Source organism: Burkholderia sp. b14 (genome assembly GCF_900156195.1).
In the GTDB taxonomy this organism is placed as follows: domain Bacteria; phylum Pseudomonadota; class Gammaproteobacteria; order Burkholderiales; family Burkholderiaceae; genus Mycetohabitans.
In genome coordinates this window covers 1457712-1474791 of sequence record NZ_FTPJ01000003.1, presented here as the reverse complement: position 1 = coordinate 1474791, position 17080 = coordinate 1457712, and the positions used below count along the sequence as shown (strand labels likewise).

17 protein-coding genes and 2 pseudogenes are annotated in these 17080 nt (G+C 62.0%); 13 read left to right on the top strand and 6 right to left on the bottom strand.

Annotated elements, in window-relative coordinates; genetic code table 11:
* Window positions 1–177: 177 nt before the first annotated feature.
* On the top strand, window positions 178–1923 hold the full coding sequence (ptsP, locus tag B0B13_RS11230) for a phosphoenolpyruvate--protein phosphotransferase (protein ID WP_076797285.1): 1746 nt from the start codon (window positions 178–180) through the stop codon (window positions 1921–1923).
* A 12-nt stretch (window positions 1924–1935) separates the two neighbouring features.
* On the opposite strand, the gene B0B13_RS11225 is transcribed toward ptsP, so the two are convergent.
* The 3 genes from B0B13_RS11225 to gpmA all read right to left on the bottom strand — a co-directional run bounded on the left by B0B13_RS11225 (window position 1936) and on the right by gpmA (window position 5245).
* Window positions 1936–2709, bottom strand: coding sequence for a HesA/MoeB/ThiF family protein (locus tag B0B13_RS11225; RefSeq protein ID WP_076796412.1), 774 nt, complete (start codon window positions 2707–2709; stop codon window positions 1936–1938).
* 101 nt (window positions 2710–2810) lie between these two features.
* Window positions 2811–4385: a S41 family peptidase gene (locus B0B13_RS11220; protein WP_076786009.1), complete on the bottom strand. Its 1575-nt coding sequence runs from the start codon at window positions 4383–4385 to the stop codon at window positions 2811–2813.
* Between the two features lie 113 nt (window positions 4386–4498).
* Entirely contained in the window at window positions 4499–5245 is a 747-nt protein-coding gene (gene gpmA, locus B0B13_RS11215; protein WP_076786010.1) for a 2,3-diphosphoglycerate-dependent phosphoglycerate mutase, read from the bottom strand.
* Window positions 5246–5368: 123 nt separating this feature from the next.
* Here gpmA and B0B13_RS11210 point away from each other — a divergent pair, with 123 nt between their 5' ends.
* The 5 genes and pseudogenes from B0B13_RS11210 to B0B13_RS11190 all read left to right on the top strand — a co-directional run bounded on the left by B0B13_RS11210 (window position 5369) and on the right by B0B13_RS11190 (window position 8371).
* On the top strand, window positions 5369–5791 hold the full coding sequence (locus B0B13_RS11210; protein ID WP_076797284.1) for a rhodanese-like domain-containing protein: 423 nt from the start codon (window positions 5369–5371) through the stop codon (window positions 5789–5791).
* Window positions 5788–6048, top strand: a complete 261-nt coding sequence (gene grxC, locus B0B13_RS11205) for a glutaredoxin 3 (protein WP_076786011.1) — start codon at window positions 5788–5790, stop codon at window positions 6046–6048. The genes B0B13_RS11210 and grxC overlap by 4 nt, the downstream gene beginning before the upstream one ends.
* Window positions 6049–6199: 151 nt before the next feature.
* Window positions 6200–6685, top strand: a complete 486-nt coding sequence (gene secB / locus B0B13_RS11200; protein ID WP_076786012.1) for a protein-export chaperone SecB — start codon at window positions 6200–6202, stop codon at window positions 6683–6685.
* Between the two features lie 91 nt (window positions 6686–6776).
* Window positions 6777–7781, top strand: a complete 1005-nt coding sequence (locus B0B13_RS11195; protein WP_076796410.1) for an NAD(P)H-dependent glycerol-3-phosphate dehydrogenase — start codon at window positions 6777–6779, stop codon at window positions 7779–7781.
* A 57-nt stretch (window positions 7782–7838) separates the two neighbouring features.
* A pseudogene (locus B0B13_RS11190) lies at window positions 7839–8371 on the top strand (O-acetyl-ADP-ribose deacetylase).
* Window positions 8372–8400: 29 nt separating this feature from the next.
* On the opposite strand, the gene trmL reads toward B0B13_RS11190, so the two are convergent.
* Both trmL and B0B13_RS11180 read right to left on the bottom strand, forming a co-directional pair.
* Window positions 8401–8871 (bottom strand): tRNA (uridine(34)/cytosine(34)/5-carboxymethylaminomethyluridine(34)-2'-O)-methyltransferase TrmL, encoded by a 471-nt coding sequence (gene trmL / locus B0B13_RS11185; protein ID WP_076786015.1) that lies wholly within the window; start codon window positions 8869–8871, stop codon window positions 8401–8403.
* A 76-nt stretch (window positions 8872–8947) separates the two neighbouring features.
* On the bottom strand, window positions 8948–9868 hold the full coding sequence (locus B0B13_RS11180; protein WP_083703713.1) for a ComF family protein: 921 nt from the start codon (window positions 9866–9868) through the stop codon (window positions 8948–8950).
* Between the two features lie 74 nt (window positions 9869–9942).
* Between B0B13_RS11180 and B0B13_RS11175 the strand changes: the two genes are divergently transcribed.
* The 6 genes and pseudogenes from B0B13_RS11175 (at window position 9943) to B0B13_RS11150 (ending at window position 15749) form a co-directional block, all read left to right on the top strand.
* Window positions 9943–10995, top strand: coding sequence for a methyltransferase domain-containing protein (locus B0B13_RS11175; RefSeq protein WP_083703712.1), 1053 nt, complete (start codon window positions 9943–9945; stop codon window positions 10993–10995).
* Between the two features lie 174 nt (window positions 10996–11169).
* The gene (locus B0B13_RS11170; RefSeq protein WP_255763148.1) at window positions 11170–11490 is read left to right on the top strand and encodes a DUF2244 domain-containing protein; all 321 of its coding nucleotides are present in this window, start codon (window positions 11170–11172) and stop codon (window positions 11488–11490) included.
* Window positions 11484–12692: pseudogene (gene coxB, locus B0B13_RS11165) on the top strand (cytochrome c oxidase subunit II); the annotation flags it as partial. The gene B0B13_RS11170 and the pseudogene coxB, both read left to right, overlap by 7 nt.
* 60 nt (window positions 12693–12752) lie before the next feature.
* On the top strand, window positions 12753–14363 hold the full coding sequence (gene ctaD / locus B0B13_RS11160) for a cytochrome c oxidase subunit I (protein ID WP_076786017.1): 1611 nt from the start codon (window positions 12753–12755) through the stop codon (window positions 14361–14363).
* A gap of 223 nt (window positions 14364–14586) precedes the next feature.
* Window positions 14587–14814, top strand: coding sequence for a DUF2970 domain-containing protein (locus tag B0B13_RS11155; RefSeq protein ID WP_076796405.1), 228 nt, complete (start codon window positions 14587–14589; stop codon window positions 14812–14814).
* A 77-nt stretch (window positions 14815–14891) separates the two neighbouring features.
* Window positions 14892–15749 carry a cytochrome c oxidase subunit 3 gene (locus B0B13_RS11150; protein WP_076786019.1) on the top strand — a complete coding sequence of 286 codons (858 nt, stop codon included), beginning with the start codon at window positions 14892–14894 and terminating at the stop codon, window positions 15747–15749.
* Between the two features lie 68 nt (window positions 15750–15817).
* Here B0B13_RS11150 and B0B13_RS11145 read toward each other — a convergent pair whose 3' ends face one another.
* On the bottom strand, window positions 15818–16027 hold the full coding sequence (locus B0B13_RS11145) for a twin transmembrane helix small protein (protein WP_076786020.1): 210 nt from the start codon (window positions 16025–16027) through the stop codon (window positions 15818–15820).
* 72 nt (window positions 16028–16099) lie between these two features.
* On the opposite strand from B0B13_RS11145, the gene B0B13_RS11140 reads away from it, so the two are divergent.
* A complete protein-coding gene (locus tag B0B13_RS11140; protein WP_237574003.1) occupies window positions 16100–16816 on the top strand; it encodes an SURF1 family protein in 717 nt (238 codons plus the stop codon).
* Window positions 16817–17080: the final 264 nt, after the last annotated feature.

Sequence of the window (17080 nt, the reverse complement as noted above, 5' to 3'; positions counted from 1 at the left end):
CATTGCCCGATACTGCATCGCGGGCTGCGGCCAAACAGGGCAGAACCTATAATGGGCGTGACGGTCTGAGGCTGCGTCAGACATTGGCCGGGCAGACATGATGGCGCCCAGCGCGGGTTGGTTGACCACGCGCGTCCGATGCCCCCAATTGCCCAAACACAACTAGAGGAGGTGCGCGTGTCGTTCACGCTGCATGGAATCCCTGTATCTCGAGGCATCGCGATCGGCCGCGCGTACCTGATTGCGCCTGCCGCGCTGGACGTTGCCCATTATTTAGTCGAGCCCGACCATGTCGAGGCCGAGGTGGCCCGCTTCGTCGCGGCGCAGCAGGCTGTCCACGACGAACTCGATACGTTGCGAGCCGAGCTGCCGGCGGATGCGCCCAGCGAGATGGGCGCGTTCCTCAACGTCCACACACTGATCCTGCACGACGAGATGCTGGTCGAGGCGGTAATCGAACTGATCCGCGTGCGGCGCTACAACGCCGAATGGGCGCTCACCGAGCAGCTGGAGCGCCTGGCCAAGCACTTTGACGACATCGACGACGAGTACCTGCGCGAGCGCAAGGCAGACCTGGAGCAGGTCGTCGAGCGCGTGCTTAAGGCGTTGGCCGGATCACCGGCGACCGCCGTGATGGCCAACGGCGCGCGGTGCGGCATCGATGAGATGATTGTGGTCGCGCACGATATTGCACCGGCCGACATGCTGCAATTCAAGACGCAGACGTTTCGCGGGTTTGTCACGGACCTGGGCGGGCGCACGTCGCATACTGCAATCGTCGCGCGCAGCCTGGGCATCCCGGCGGCGGTGGGCATGCAGCACGCAAGCTCGCTGATTCGGCAGGACGACATGATCATCGTCGATGGCGAGCGTGGCGTGGTGATCGTCGACCCGGCGCCGATCGTGCTGGAGGAGTATACATACCGACAAAGCGAAAAGCTGCTTGAGCAACGCAAGCTGCAGCGGCTGAAGTTTTCGCCGACGCAGACCGTATGCGGCACAAAGATCGATCTGCTGGCAAATATCGAGCTGCCGGACGATGCACGCGCCGCGCTGGACGCCGGCGCAGTCGGCGTCGGGCTGTTCCGCACCGAATTTCTGTTCATGAACCCGCGTGGCGAGTTGCCGGAAGAGGAACAGCAATTCGATGCGTATCGACGCGTCGTGCAGACGATGAACGGCTTGCCGGTGACGATCCGCACAATCGACGTTGGCGCCGACAAACCGCTCGATTCGCGCGACGAATTCGAGACAGCGCCCAACCCGGCGCTTGGTTTGCGTGCGATCCGCTGGAGCCTGTCTGAGCCGCAGATGTTTCTCACGCAGTTGCGGGCCATCCTGCGTGCCTCGGCGTTTGGGGCCGTGAAGATTCTCGTGCCGATGCTCGCCCATGCGTGCGAGATCGACCAGACGCTGGACTTGATCGCGCAGGCCAAGCACCAGCTCGACGATGCGGGCCTAGCATACGATCCGAACGTGCGGGTCGGCGCGATGATCGAGATCCCGGCTGCCGTGATCGCGCTGCCTCTGTTTCTGAAGCGCCTCGACTTCCTGTCGATCGGCACCAACGACCTGATTCAATACACATTGGCGATTGATCGCGCGGACAATGCGGTCGCGCATTTATATGACCCGCTGCATCCCGCGGTACTGCAACTGATCGGCATGACACTGCGCGAAACCAGGCGAGCCGGCGTGCCGGTGTCGGTGTGCGGGGAAATGGCCGGCGATCCGGCGCTGACGCGGCTGCTGCTCGGGATGGGGCTGACCGAGTTCTCGATGCATCCGAGCCAGTTGTTGCTGGTCAAGCAGGAGGTGCTGCGCGCGCAATTGAAAAGTCTGGAAAAGCCGGTCGAGGACGTCCTGGCGTCATACGAGCCGGAAGAAATCCAGGCAGCGCTCGACCGGTTGCTGCAAGCGTAACGCGGCGGCGTGCTACGGCGCGGTGTCAGCGCCGCGATGCGGCACGCCACACACCAGGCAATCGGCCTGGCGGCCGATACGCATCGTCTGCCAGTCCATCGTCATCGCGTCGAGCATCATCAGCCGTCCGACCAGCGTACGCCCGATCCCGGCGATCACGCGCAGCGCTTCGGCCGCTTGCATCGCGCCGATGATGCCCACCAACGGGGAGAACACGCCCATCGTCGAGCATGCGACTTCATCGAACGGCTGGTCTGGCGCGAACACGCACGCATAGCAGGGTGAAGTCGGATCGCGCGCATCGAACGTACTGATCTGCCCGTCAAAGCGCAACGCCGCGCCGGATACCAGCGGCACGCGATGCCGGACGCATGCGCGATTCACCGCATGACGGGTCGCGAAATTGTCGCTGCAATCGAGCACGACGTCGGCGTGCAGCACCCATTGCTGCAGCAGTGCATCGTCCGCGCGCGCGCGGATCGCGTTCACGCGTACGTCGGGATTGATGCGGGTGAGCGTTGCACGTCCCGAGGCGACCTTGGCCTGTCCGATGGTGTCGCTCGAATGCAGAATCTGTCGTTGCAGGTTGGTCAGATCGACGGTGTCGGCATCGACCAGCGTCAGCGTGCCAACGCCCGCTGCACCGAGGTACATCGCAGCCGGCGAACCGAGGCCGCCGGCCCCGATAACCAACACGTGCGCGTCCAGAAAGCGCTGCTGTGCCTCAATACCGATTTCGTCGAGTAGGATGTGGCGCGAATAGCGCAGCAGTTGGTCGTCGTTCATTGCAGCATTCGTCGGAGTTCATGCGCGGCGTGTCGGCAACATCACCGCCGACACGCCGCCGCCGGCGTGTGCGATGTCGGCCGACAACGCGCGCCTGGTGTCTAGCGTGGCGCGGACGCGCCGGCGGGCGCCAATGCCGGGACATGGTCAGTACTCGGCACCGCAGGTAGCGCGGGCTTCACCGCGATCGGCGCGGACGCGGAGCGGGGCGGCTTATTCTCGGCCATCTTGCGCTCGGTCAGCGACTTGGAGACTTGCACCGGTTCGCCCTTGAGCTGGTGCATCGCCTGCTGCAGCATGAAGTCATCGCTGCTACCGAACTCGATCGGTGGACGGCTGCGTTCCTTCTCGCGCTGTTCCTGCGTCTTCTTCGAATTCTGCTCCTCAAGCTGACGCAATTGGTCGAGCCGGTTCTGCTCGCGCTTTTCCTGCTCGGCCTTCTCGTTCGGGTCCTGCGTGTTGGCCAGGTGATTCGAATAATCGACCTCGCGCGTGACCAGGGCATCGTCCGGATCGCCGTCCGCGAACTGGTCGACCGGGATGTCGGGACGAATACCCTTATTCTGGATCGAACGGCCGCTCGGCGTATAGTAGTACGCGGTCGTCAGGCGCAGTGCAGTGTCGGCGGTCATTGGGCGCACCGTCTGCACCGACCCCTTGCCGAACGTGGTCTTGCCCATGATCAGCGCGCGATGCTGGTCCTGCAGTGCGCCGGAGACAATTTCGGAGGCCGACGCCGAGTACGCGTTGACCAGCACCACCATCGGCACCGTCTTGTAAATCGCGGGCAGGTTCTTTAGCGGGTCGCTGTCGAAGGTCGACAACCGATAGTTGTCGAACGTGTCGCGATAGGTTTGCTTGGCATCGGCGATTTGGCCATTGGTCGACACGACCACCGAATCCGGCGGCAGAAATACGCCGGCCACGCCGACCGCGCTTTGCAGCAGGCCACCACCGTTGTTGCGCAAGTCCAGGATCAGGCCCTTGAGCTGCGGTTGCTGGTGTGCGATATCAGTGAGCTTAGCCGCCAGGTCCGGCACGGTGCGCTCTTGGAAGCTTGTAATTCGCACCCACGCATAGCCCGGTTGCACAATCTTTGTCTTCACGCTCTGGACTTTGATCACCGCGCGAGTGACGGTGATCGGGAACGTGCGCTCGTCGCTCTTGCGATAGATGGTCAACGTGACCTTCGTACCCGGCTCGCCGCGCATCTGCTTAACCGCCCGGTCCAGCGTCATGCCGCGCACCGGCTTGTCGTTGACCCGCGTAATCAGGTCGCCCGGGCGGATGCCGGCGCGAAACGCCGGCGTATCCTCGATCGGCGAGATGACCTTCACCAGGCCGTCCTCCTGCGAGATTTCGATGCCCAGCCCCGCGAAGCGCCCCTTGGTCTGTTCCTGTAATTCCTGATAATCAGTCTTGTCCAGGTACGATGAGTGCGGATCCAGGCTTGACACCATGCCTTTGATCGCCGCGGTCAACAGCTTCTTGTCATCGACTGGCTCGACGTACTCGTGCTTAATTTGGCCGAATACCTCGGCGAACAGCCGCAACTGATCTAGCGGCAGTGGCGCGGTTGTGCTGGTCGCGGCGGACGCCGAAAATTGGAGCGTGGCGAACATGCCGGTCGCGAGGCCGGCGGCGATCAGACCTGCGTTCTTCAGAGTCTTGCGCATAAAGTAAACAGTTGCGGTGGCGTGTTATGACGCGCGGCAGCGCCCGGCGGGCGCTCATCGGAGAGCAAGTATAACCGCCGTTGGACAGGCCACTGGCGGCACGGTTCGGAAAATTAGGCAGCCTTACCCTGGTTCGCGACCGCGGCCTGCGCGTTGGCGATCGCCGCTGCGTCACCTAGATAATAGTGCTTGATGGGTTTGAGTGCTTCGTTCAACTCGTAGACGAGCGGCACGCCGTTCGGGATGTTCAGCCCGACGATATCGATATCCGAGATGTCGTCCAGGTATTTGACCAGTGCGCGGATCGAGTTGCCATGCGCGGCAATTAGCACGTTGCGGCCCGACTTGATGGCCGGCGCGATCGATTCGTTCCAGATCGGCAGCACGCGCGCGACCGTGTCCTTCAAGCATTCCGTGAGCGGCAGCGACTCGCGCGGCACCTTGGCGTAGCGCGGGTCATTGTACGACGTGCGCGGATCGGACGGCTCGAGCGCCGGCGGTGGCGTATCGTAGCTGCGCCGCCATATCAGCACCTGTTCGTCACCGTACTGCGCTGCCGTTTCAGCCTTGTTCAGCCCGGACAGCGCGCCGTAGTGCCGCTCGTTCAGGCGCCACGAGTGCACGACGGGGATATACATGAGATCCATTTCATCCTGCACGTGCCACAGCGTGCGGATGGCGCGCTTGAGCACGGACGTATACGCGATGTCGAACGTGTAGCCGGCCTGCTTGAGCAGCACGCCGGCGTGCCGCGCTTGGGCCGCGCCTTTGTCAGTGAGGTCGACGTCGACCCAGCCAGTGAAGCGGTTTTCCTTGTTCCACGTCGATTCGCCGTGGCGGATGAGGACGAGCTTGTACATGTCAATGTGAACGGTAGTCAGGAAGCGGTAGGCCGCCGGCGCACGCCGATCCAACGGCGCACGTTAGCGCATCATACGGATATTTTATAATGTTGGATTGTCTTCTTTGTGCGAATGCCATCCGTGAAATTTTTCACCGAGCCAGCTAACCTTGTATTGATCGCTATTGCCCTCATTTCCGGAGGACTGCTGCTGTGGCCGGTCATCACGCGGCGCGACCGCGGCCTGTCCGCCGCGGACGCCACGCAACTGATCAACCGCCGTAATGCGGTCGTTATCGACTTGCGCGATGCCGATGAATTCGCGCAGGGTCACTTACCGCAGGCGCGTCATCTGCCGTTCGACGAGTTGAAGAGTAAAGTTGCGCAAGTGGCCAAAAACAAGAACACGCCAGTGCTGCTAGTCTGCCAAAACGGCGGGCATTCGGCCAGGGCGCAGCATGTGCTGAAGGAAGCCGGTTACGCGGAAGTGTTCATGCTGCAAGGCGGCGTCAACGCGTGGCAGCAGTCCGGCATGCCGGTCGTCAAGCAAGGAGCGGCGAAATGAACAAGGTGGTCATGTATAGCACCCAGGTCTGTCCGTATTGCCAGATGGCTGAGCGGCTGTTGAAGTCGCGCGGTGTCGAGCACATCGAGAAAGTGCTAATCGATCGCGATCCTGAACGTCGGGCGGAAATGATGGAGCGCACCGGCCGGCGTACAGTGCCGCAAGTCTTTATCGGCCAGACCCACGTCGGCGGCTACGATGACCTGTCCGCGCTCGACCGTGCCGGCGGGCTGATGCCGCTGCTCGAGGCAGTTTGACGCTCGTCTGATTGACACCTTTGCCGACGCTCCCGCGGCGTCGGCAAGCCGTTATACGCGCGCGCCCCGGTCTCGCTTGGGCCGCGCCATTCGCGCGGCGTGCAGCGGCTCGATGCCGGGCGCACCCGCCCCTTTCACCGAAGGAAAGTTCATGTCCGACCAGCAGAACAACCAGCCGTTCTTTAACATCCAGCGCATTTACTTAAAGGATTTGTCGCTCGAGCAGCCGAATTCGCCAGCAATCTTCTTGGAGCAGGAGATGCCCGGCGTTGAAGTCGAAGTCGACGTTAAGGCGGAGCGGCTTGCTGACGGCGTGTTCGAGGTGATCGTGACGGGCACCGTGACGGCGAAGGTCGCCACCAAGGTTGCCTTCCTGATCGAGGCCAAGCAAGCTGGTATCTTCGACATACGCAACATTCCGAACGAGCAGATCGATCCGCTGATCGGCATCGCCTGCCCGACGATTATTTTTCCGTACCTGCGCTCAAACGTCGCCGATGCGATCACCCGTGCCGGCTTCCCACCGATCCACTTGGCCGAAATCAACTTTCAGGCGCTGTACGAGCAGCGGCTGGCGCAGGTCAATAACCAGCCAGGCAACGGCGCGGCCAACGAAGGCTCCGCGACCACGCACTGAGCGCGGCGCAGATGATCGACGCACGGCCGATCGCTGTGGCGCCGAGTATCTGGACGGACTGCAACGAGGTTGCTGATGCGAGGTACCGGAAATGAAAGTTGCCGTACTCGGCGCCGGTGCGTGGGGCACTGCGCTGGCCAGTCACCTCGCGCAGCGCCATGACACGCTGCTGTGGGCCCGCGATCCGGCTCTCCTAGCCGACCTTGCTGCCGCGCGCGAGAATCGCCGCTATCTGCCAGGCATTGCGTTGGACCCCGCGCTGCGCTACGAGTCCGACCTGGGGAGCGCGCTGCAACATGCGCTTGCGGACGATGCGCTGTGCGTGCTTGGCACACCGGTCGCGGGGCTGGCCGACGCCTGCACCGCGATGCGCAATGCGGGCCACGTGCCGTCACACCTTGTTTGGTTGTGTAAGGGCTTCGATGTGGACACGATGCATTTGCCGCATCAGCTCGTTGCCGATGTGCTAGGCGCGCACCCGAGTTGCGGCGCGCTGTCTGGCCCGAGCTTCGCGCGGGAAGTGGCCCAGGGCCTGCCTGTCGCGTTGACCGTCGCCAGCGCGAGCGCCGAATGCCGGCGGCGCACCGTCGATGCATTCCATCATGGCTCGATGCGCGTCTATACTGGAGACGATGTCGTCGGCGTCGAAGTGGGCGGTGCGGTCAAGAACGTGCTGGCAGTCGCCACCGGCATTGCCGACGGGCTCGGGCTCGGCCTGAACGCACGTGCTGCGCTGATCACGCGCGGGCTGGCGGAAATGACGCGATTCGGCGTCGCGCTCGGTGGACGGTACGATACCTTTACTGGTCTGACCGGGTTGGGTGATCTGATCCTGACCGCGACCGGCGATCTGTCGCGCAACCGCACCGTGGGTTTCCAACTGGCGGCTGGACGCGCGCTGGATGAGATCTTGGCCGCGTTGGGGCATGTCGCCGAAGGGGTGCGATGCGCGCGCGCGGTATTGGCCATTGCGCGTCAGCATGGAATCGAGATGCCGATTACCGAAGCCGTCTGCGGCGTGCTGTTTGACGGCGTGGCGCCCCGCGCCGCAGTCGATGCGCTGTTGCGGCGGGATGTGAAGGCCGAGACGAACTGAACGGGGGCGGGCGAGTCGAGGTGTTCGTTTGCCGGGCACGGCATGTAGGAGGTCATCATGCAGTCAGCCCAACTGTTGATCGGCGGTTGTGTGCTTCGAGCGCGGCAAGCCGATATCACGACCCTAAAGGTTGACGCGATCGTCAACGCGGCTAATACGTCACTGCACGGTGGGGGCGGGGTCGATGGCGCGATTCACCGCGCGGCCGGTCCTGAGTTGCTTGAGGCGTGCCGGCACTCGGCGGCTGCCGCACCGGCGATGCCAGGATCACTGGCGCGTACCGGTTGCCGGCGCGGTATGTGATCCACGCGGTTGACCCCGTCTGGCACGACGGCGAGCACGGTGAACCCGACTTGCTGGCCGGTTGCTACCGCCGCGTGCTGGAATTGGCGCACGAGTCCCAGTGCCGCAGCATCGCGTTTCCGGCAATCAGTTGCGGAGTTTTCCATTTTCCGGCGCCGCAGGCCGTAAAGATCGCCGTATCGACCGTGATTGACACGTTGCGCGCCGTTCCGGCGCTCGAGCACGTGATCTTTGCGTGCTTCGATGCGGCCATGCTACGGCTTTACGAGGCGGAACTCGCGCGCTAAGAGATAACTGGCGACGACTATCGCGCCGTTCAGGCGCCGCCCTCGAAGCCATGTTGCCGCCACGCCTCGAATACCACGATGGCCACCGTATTGGACAGGTTTAGGCTGCGGCTGCCGACGCGCATCGGCAGGCGTACACGCTGGTCGGCGGCAAAGTGCTGCAGCACTGTGTCGCACAGGCCTCGCGTTTCGGCGCCGAATACAAACCAATCGCCGGGATGGAACGCGCGGTTTCCGAACATCGACGAGCCTCGGGTCGTGAATGCGAACATCCGGGCTGGGTCGGGCTGCTCTGTGGCGAGCAGTGTGTTCCAGTCTCGGTGTACGCGCATCTGCGCGTATTCGTGATAATCGAGACCGGCGCGGCGCATCTTCGCGTCGTCCAGTGGAAAGCCCAGCGGCTCGACCAGGTGCAGCGTGGCGCCAGTATTCGCGCAGAGGCGAATGATGTTGCCGGTGTTCGGCGGAATCTCGGGTTCGACTAGAACGACGTTGAACATGGAATGAGTCAATGAGGTGGCTGGCGTGGGTGTTGCCGGACGAGTGCCGGTCGTGATCGTGGCCGCCCGGGGCTGATTATGCGCGCGGCGTGCGCAGCGCGACGAAATTGGTGACGCGTCGCGCGCCAGCATCCTTGAGCATTCGCGCGAGCGTATCGAGCGTCGCCCCGGATGTCATCACGTCGTCGACAATGCCCACGTGTTGGCCGCGGACCGTCTTGCGCAGCGCGAATGCGCCAGCCAGGTTCGCGCGCCGGGCGGTTGCACCGAGCAGCGCTTGTTGCCCGGTGTCGCGCACACGCACGACGGCGCGCGGATCGGCGCGCACGCCGAGGCGCCGGGCGAGCGCACGTGCGATCTCCCAAGCCTGGTTGTAGCCGCGCGCTGAGAGCCTCGGCGCTGAAAGTGGCACGGCGATCAACACGTCGGGCAACTCAGGCAGGTCTTGCGACGCGAGTGCCAGCCGGCGCGCGAAATCGCGCCCAAGCTCGATACGGGAGCGAAATTTCAAGTCGGCCACCAACTGGTCGAGCGGCGGCGCATAATCGGCAAGCGTCACGGTGGCGTCGAACGCCGGTCGTGCCTGTACGCAAAACGAGCATTGCGTTGCAACATTGCGTGGCAGTGGCAGTGGCAGTGGCAGTGGCAGTGGCAGTGGCAGTGGCAGTGGCAGTGCGCAGCGCGGGCAGCGCAGCCGTGTTTCATTCCAGTAAATTTCATCGCAGGCGTTGCACAGTACATCGTGCGACAAATTGCCACAGAGCGCGCACTGCGTTGGTAATGCAGTGCGCCAAGCGCTGCGACATAAGCCGCGCAGCGTGGCTACCCAGCGGCGCTGCCCACGGCCGGTGCGCGGCGCGACGGGGGCGCGGCCTGGGTGGGCGATGCGCACCGCCGCCGCAGCGGGCCACCCGTGGCCCTGCTGTCGGCCACTGCTGTGATCGTTGACGGATATACTGTCGCGGGCTGGTGTGGGCAACGGGGTAGACTGCTTCATCAAGAAATGGAAAGGGATACTGGCTCAGGGCGGTCGAACGAGTATACTGCGGCCCTTCCCGCAAGCCTATGCTCATGCCAACCGATCACGACCGCCCGACGGACCAAGACACCGATGTGGGCGCGCAGCGCACCCCCAGGTTGCGCCAGCTCAGGCAGATTTTTGATCGCCGTGCCGCGCAATTTTGCGACGTGGCGTTCCTGCCGCGCGAGATCGCGCAGCGCATGCATGAACGATTGCAGTACATCAAGCTGCAGCCGGCGCGGGTGCTCGACGCGGGGTGCGGTGCGGGCGAGGACATCGATACGCTGCGCGTGCGCTTCGCGCAGGCCACCGTCTATGGCGTGGACCTATCGCGAGCGATGCTCGGCGCCGCGCACTCGTCGAGTTGCGGCGGCGCCGACGCGGCGTGCGGGCAGCTCGCCCCAGCAGGCGGCTGGCGTCGCTTGCTGCCGGCCGCACTGCGTCATCTCGCGCCGGGCCGCGCCCAACCGCGCGACCGGGTGCAGGCCGACTTCGGCGCGCTGCCGTTTGCGCCGGAGCGCTTTGACTTGCTATGGTCAAATCTGGCGCTGCAGTGGCATGCGCGTCCGGACCTGGTGTTTCCCGAGTGGCATCGGGTACTGAAAACCGGCGGGCTGCTGATGTTTTCCACGCTCGGTCCTGATACGCTGCGCGAGTTGCGTGGCGCATGGGCGGTCGCGGATGGCGGCGCGGCGCAGCACGTGCTCGACTTCGTCGATATGCACGACTGTGGCGACATGCTGGTTGCCAGCGGCTTCGAGATTCCGGTGATGGACATGGAGACACTCACCATCACGTACTCGTCTGCGCAATCGTTGTTGGCGGATGTGCGCCGCTGGGGGGCGATGCCGCCGCAAGGTGCGCGGCGCGGCGACGCGCGCGCCGATGTGTCGCGTGGCCTGATTTCGCGCGGCACGTATCGTCGCCTGCTCGACGCGCTGGAAGCCCAACGGCAGCCCGACGGCACGATACCGCTCACCTTCGAGGTGGTCTACGGTCATGCGTGGAAGGCGGTGGCCCGCGTGACGCCTGAAGGCCATGGCATCGTGCGCATCGACGAGATCGGCCATCTGTCGCGCGGTGGGCGCAGGACGTCTTCCTGATGCATCGGCAGGCGCGCGTGGGCGGCGAGACCGGTACTTCGTTATCCCGGAAATCGCTGCTGAAAATGACTGTCGCAAACTGCGTCAAAATGGCGCAGAGGCTTGTCGGGCAAAGGTTCGAGCCGGTTTGGCGTTGCTTGTGGATGGCCATGAACCCGCCTATAATGCGTCAGTTTGTCACCCGGGGTTCCGCAATATGGAGGCGATGGGCACGTAGCATACATTTGTCTGTGCCCGGACCATCTTTTGATTCGACGGGTGAGCGCCGGCAACGTCACGCAATTCGAGTTCAACCCGCGCTGTGTCCGAATCGAGCCGGGCCGCGAGTCGCGACAATATGTGACCGTGGCATCGGGTCGGGTGTTGATATCGGTTGGGCGGCATCTTGCGTTCGGCCATCGCGCCGAATTTGCGCGCGAGTTGCGCGCGCGGCTCAAGCAGAGCGCGTCGTGCGGGCACTGGGGCAGCAGGGCGGAAGGCGAGTCTGAATGGTAATTTTGGGTAAGGAAGCTATGAAAACAATCAAGCGAGCCCTCGTGGGCATGCTTGCCGCGAGTACGTGGCTCGTCGCAGGCACGGCCCAGGCGGTCAATGACATGCCGGGCGGCCCGGCGGTCAACCAACTGAATTTCCAGCCGCCCGTCACCAAGATCGCCGAGGAGCTCTACGGCTTGCATACGATGATGTTGATCATCTGCGCGGTGATCTTTGTCGGCGTGTTTGGTGTGATGTGCTATTCGATCCTCGTGCACCGCAAATCGAAAGGCTTCAAACCCGCCCACTTTCATGAAAGCACCACCGTCGAAATTATTTGGACCGTCGTGCCGTTCCTGATCGTCGTGCTGATGGCGTTGCCTGCGACGAAGGCGGTGGTCGCGATGAAAGACACGTCCAACGCGGATTTGACGATCAAGGTCACCGGCTACCAATGGAAATGGGGTTATGACTACGTGAAGGGGCTGGGCGAGGGGATCAGCTTTCTGTCGACGTTGACGACGCCACGCTCGATGATCAACGGCAAGGAGCCGATTTCCGATACCTATCTGCAGGAAGTCGACAATCCGCTCGTTGTGCCGGTGGGCCAGAAAATTCGGATTATCACAACGGCCGCGGACGTTGTGCACTCTTGGTACGTGCCTGCATTCGGTGTCAAGCAAGATGCGATTCCCGGCTTCACGCGCGAAACCTGGTTCAAGGCCGAAAAGGTCGGTACGTATCGTGGTTTCTGCACCGAGCTGTGCGGTAAAGAGCATGCGTACATGCCGGTTGTCGTTGAAGTCAAGAGCGCGGACGACTATGCGAAATGGGTCGCCGACGAGCAAAAGAAAATGAGCGCGTCCGCAAACGAGCCGAACAAAACGTATACGATGGATGAACTGAAGGAGCAGGGTGCAAAGGTGTACGCGGCCAACTGTGCGGTTTGCCACCAACCGACCGGCAAGGGCACCGGGCCGTTCCCGGCGCTTGACGGCAGCCCGGTCGTCAAAGGCCCGATTGCCGGACACCTGAACGTCGTGCTGAATGGAAAGGGACAAATGCCGGCGTGGGGGCCGACGCTAAGCGACGTCGACATTGCGTCGGTCATGACGTTTATGAGCAATACGTGGGACAACCACAACGGTGTGGTATTGCAACCACGGCAGGTCACAGACGCGCGCAACGGCAAAATGCCCGCCGTCGCGGTAGCCGGCAACGGCGCCTGATGTCCCGCATGCAACCGTTGATTCGGCCCCGGAATTCGTTTTAGGAGAAGTGTTATGTCAACGATCGGACACGACGTCGCGGCAGGTCACGATCACGCACACGACCATGCGCACGAGCATCCGCATGGCTGGCGGCGCTGGTTGTTCGCGACCAATCACAAGGACATTGGCACGCTGTACCTGATTTTCTCGTTCGTGATGTTTCTGTCGGGCGGGGTGATGGCGCTGCTGATTCGCGCGGAGTTGTTTGAACCAGGCCTGCAGATCATGCGGCCCGAGTTCTTCAACCAGCTCACGACGATGCACGGGCTGATCATGGTGTTCGGCGCCATCATGCCAGCGTTTGTCGGCTTTGCGAACTGGATGGTGCCGCTGCAAATCGGCGCGGCCGACATGGCGTTTGCGCGGATGAATAACTTCAGCTTCTGGCTGCTGCCGGTTGCCGCGGTACTGCTAGTCGGCTCGTTTTTCTCGCCGGGCGGCGCGACCGCCGCGGGATGGACGCTGTATGCGCCGCTGTCAGTGCAAATGGGGCCGGGCATGGATCTCGGCATCTTCGCGGTGCACATCATGGGTGCGTCGTCGATCATGGGCGCGATCAACATCATTGTGACGATCCTGAACATGCGCGCGCCTGGCATGACGCTGATGAAGATGCCGATGTTTTGCTGGACCTGGCTGATCACCGCATTTCTGTTGATCGCGGTGATGCCTGTACTGGCCGGTGCGATCACCATGTTGCTGTTTGATCGGCATTTCGGCACGGCGTTTTTCAATCCGGCCGGCGGCGGTGATCCGGTGCTGTATCAGCACATCTTCTGGTTCTTCGGTCACCCCGAAGTCTATATCATGATTTTGCCGGCGTTCGGGATCATCTCGCAGGTCGTACCGGCATTCTCGCGCAAGCCGCTGTTCGGCTATAGCTCGATGGTGTATGCCACGGCGTCGATTGCGATCCTGTCGTTCATGGTGTGGGCGCACCACATGTTCGTGACCGGTATGCCAGTCACCGGCCAGCTATTTTTCATGTACGCGACGATGCTCATTGCGGTGCCCACTGGCGTCAAGGTATTCAACTGGGTCGCAACGATGTGGCGTGGTGCGCTCTCGTTTGAGGCGCCGATGCTGTTCGCCATCGGCTTCATCTTTGTGTTCACGATGGGCGGCTTTACCGGATTGATCCTGTCGATGGCGCCGCTCGATGTCCCGCTTCACGGCACGTATTACGTGGTCGCGCACTTCCATTATGTACTCGTTGCCGGATCGCTGTTCGCGCTGTTTGCTGGATGGTATTACTGGTCGCCGAAGTGGACCGGCTGGATGTATAACGAGACACGCGGAAAGATTCATTTCTGGACGTCGATGATCTTCTTCAACATCACGTTCTTCCCGATGCACTTCCTTGGGCTGGCCGGTATGCCGCGCCGCTACGCTGACTATCCGGCGCAGTTCACCGATTTTAACCAGATTGCGACGATCGGTGCATTCGGTTTTGGGCTTGCACAAGTGTACTTCCTGCTGGCGGTCGCATTGCCGGCGTACCGTGGTCATGGCGAACACGTGAAAGCGGAAGACCAACCATGGGATGGTGCAACGGGTCTTGAGTGGACCGTGCCCAGCCCGGCGCCATTCCATACGTTCGAAACGCCGCCGACGGTTAAATGAGCATTGGACGGTAATCGAAACGAACATGCTGTTACTGTGATGGGGGCCCTGGCGGGCGCCGGGGCCGCAAAATGATGCGAACGGATTCACAAAAAAGACGAACGCCAGCTGAGCAACGTGCGGCCAACCGCCGATTGCTGGCTATTTTGATCGGGATTGTTGCCGTCTTCTTTATGAGTGTCGTGCTCAAGCATCGGGTCGCATGAAAAGTGGGAGGACGGTCATGTCGGATCGGCCGCAGGACTTGAAGGCGGGCGCCGTCGCGCGTTTCACCCAATCGATACGCGCGGTGCTATGGTCGTTTTTTGGCGTACGCAAGGGCAAAGATCATGAACGCGATCTGGCAAGCCTGAACCCGTTGCACGTGATCGTTGCGGGCGTTGTCTGCGCTGCGGTGTTCATCGGGATCCTGCTAGTGGTCGTTCACTGGGTGACGCAGCCGACCTCCTAATCGCGAAAGCCGGCGTCGGTGGTGGACAAGACAGGACCTGCATCAAGAAAGAACTGGACTGAAGTGGAGAATCAACAATGAGCGGACAAAACGAGAGCCCGTATTACTTCATACCCAATCCGTCGCAGCATCCGATCGCCGCGGCAGCGGGCTTGCTGGTCATGCTTGGCTCGCTCGCCGGCTGGATTAACGGCGTGTCGCTCGCGCCACTCACGTTTGCACTCGGTCTCGCGTGGTTGTTATTTGTGCTGTGGCACTGGTTCGGCGATTCGATCGGTGAGTCCGAGATCGGGATGTACGGCAAGCGCGTCGATACGTCGTATCGGTGGAGCATGAGCTGGTTTATCTTCTCCGAAGTGATGTTCTTTGGCGCGTTCTTTGGCGCGTTGTTTTATGCGCGGCAGTTCGCGTTGCACGACCTGGGTAATCTCGATGCGAAGTTGATATGGCCTGACTTTGCCGCAGTGTGGCCGAACAACGGCCCGTCCAATCTGGTCGCGCATTTCAAGTCGATGCAGCCGTGGCCCATTCCGACGATCAATACCGCATTGCTGCTAACGTCGGGCGCGACGCTAACGGTTGCGCACCATGCGTTGCGCGACGATCATCGTAACAAGGCGATTGTGTGGCTGGCCGCGACGGTGTTGCTCGGCGTGATTTTCCTATTCATGCAGGGATATGAGTATTTTCACGCGTACAACGAACTGAACCTGAAGTTGACCTCCGGTGTCTACGGCTCGACGTTCTTTTTGTTGACTGGGTTTCACGGTTTTCACGTGACGATGGGCGCGTTGATGCTGGCCGTTGTGCTGGTGCGACTGATCCGTGGACACTTCAAGCCCGATCATCACTTCGCGTTTGAAGGCGCCGCATGGTATTGGCACTTCGTTGACGTCGTCTGGCTTGGACTGTATGTGGTTGTTTACTGGTTGTGATATTCACTGTGACAAAACGCCGCCCTTCTTCAAGGCGGCGTTTTGCATTTTGCGGGAAGCGACGACATTTATCGTCCGTACGGAATGCCGGTCGACTCTATCCAACCCATCCAGTGCGCGAATAGGATGAACAGGAACAGTGAGATGGATAAGCCAACGCGCGTCGCGAGCGACCACACCATCCGTTTGGTGGTGCCGCGGTCGCGCATCATGAAATAGAGTGCGCACGCCATACTGGCAATAATCAGTGTGAACGCGATGGCAACAAGGATACCCATGAAGAAGGCCAAAAAAAGCTGTTTGGATATTATCCCACTATGTTGGATGGTACGCGCTGTCGTGCCGGCATGCTGAAAATCCGCTTTTGGCCAGCGTTGGCGGTGCTGATCGTTATCGCGGTGACCGTCCGGCTCGGATTCTGGCAGCGTGACCGTGCACACCAGAAAGAGGCGCTGCAGGCGCGTATCGAGCGGTTCGAGCATGCGACCCCGATATCGCTGGATGGTCGTAGATGGGCGCTGGCGGACATCGAGTTCCACCGCGTCGTGGTGCGCGGCCGGTTCGTGCCGGATGCGACGGTCTATTTGGACAATCGGCTGTACAACGACCAGCCCGGCTTCTATGTCGTCACGCCGCTGAAGCTGGCGGCTGGCGGCTACGTGCTGGTCAACCGGGGATGGCTGCCGCGCAACGCGCAGCAGCGCAGCGCGATCGCACCCTATCGTACGCCTTCCGGCAAGGTGACGATCGAGGGCGTGGCTCGGGCGGATGCGTCGCGCGCGTTCGAACTCGGGCGAGGGGGGGCGGCGCCGCACCAGTCGATCCGCCAGAACCTGGATGTGGGATCGTACGCAGCGGAGACCGGTTTGCCGCTGGAGCCGTTTGTGCTGCAACAGACCAATGACACGGCGGACGGGCTGGTGCGTGACTGGCCGGCACCGGACACCGGTGTCGAACGTAACTATGGCTATATGGTGCAGTGGTGGGGCATGGCGTTGGCGGCGCTTGCCTTTGGGCTGTATGCGGCGCGCCGCGCTGCGCGGGGCGGCAACGACGCTCAGGCATGATCCTGCACGGTGACTTGGTGACTTGGTGACTTGGTGACTTGGTGACTTGGTGACTTGGTGACTTGGTGACTTGGTGACTTGGCAGTGTGGCAGTGTGGCAGTGTGGCAGTGTGGCAGTGTGGCAGTGTGGCAGTGTGGCAGTGTGGCAGTGTGGCAGTGTGGCAGTGTGGCAGCGCGTGCAACGCGTAGCCAGCGCGGCAACCGATGTTGTGAATGAAGTGTGAAGGAGTGTAGCGTTGACCGATTCTTCTCGATCGGAACCCG

Bases quoted from the DNA above. Each gene is read 5' to 3' on its own strand.
- B0B13_RS11175 (WP_083703712.1), top strand. From the start codon at position 9,943: ATGCCAACCGATCACGACCGCCCGACGGACCAAGACACCGATGTGGGC.
- ctaD (WP_076786017.1), top strand. From the start codon at position 12,753: ATGTCAACGATCGGACACGACGTCGCGGCAGGTCACGATCACGCACAC.
- trmL (WP_076786015.1), bottom strand. From the start codon at position 8,871: ATGTTCAACGTCGTTCTAGTCGAACCCGAGATTCCGCCGAACACCGGC.
- B0B13_RS11225 (WP_076796412.1), bottom strand. From the start codon at position 2,709: ATGAACGACGACCAACTGCTGCGCTATTCGCGCCACATCCTACTCGAC.
- B0B13_RS11155 (WP_076796405.1), top strand. From the start codon at position 14,587: ATGTCGGATCGGCCGCAGGACTTGAAGGCGGGCGCCGTCGCGCGTTTC.
- gpmA (WP_076786010.1), bottom strand. From the start codon at position 5,245: ATGTACAAGCTCGTCCTCATCCGCCACGGCGAATCGACGTGGAACAAG.
- B0B13_RS11145 (WP_076786020.1), bottom strand. From the start codon at position 16,027: ATGGGTATCCTTGTTGCCATCGCGTTCACACTGATTATTGCCAGTATG.
- grxC (WP_076786011.1), top strand. From the start codon at position 5,788: ATGAACAAGGTGGTCATGTATAGCACCCAGGTCTGTCCGTATTGCCAG.
- B0B13_RS11180 (WP_083703713.1), bottom strand. From the start codon at position 9,868: ATGAAGCAGTCTACCCCGTTGCCCACACCAGCCCGCGACAGTATATCC.
- B0B13_RS11220 (WP_076786009.1), bottom strand. From the start codon at position 4,385: ATGCGCAAGACTCTGAAGAACGCAGGTCTGATCGCCGCCGGCCTCGCG.
- B0B13_RS11150 (WP_076786019.1), top strand. From the start codon at position 14,892: ATGAGCGGACAAAACGAGAGCCCGTATTACTTCATACCCAATCCGTCG.
- secB (WP_076786012.1), top strand. From the start codon at position 6,200: ATGTCCGACCAGCAGAACAACCAGCCGTTCTTTAACATCCAGCGCATT.
- B0B13_RS11195 (WP_076796410.1), top strand. From the start codon at position 6,777: ATGAAAGTTGCCGTACTCGGCGCCGGTGCGTGGGGCACTGCGCTGGCC.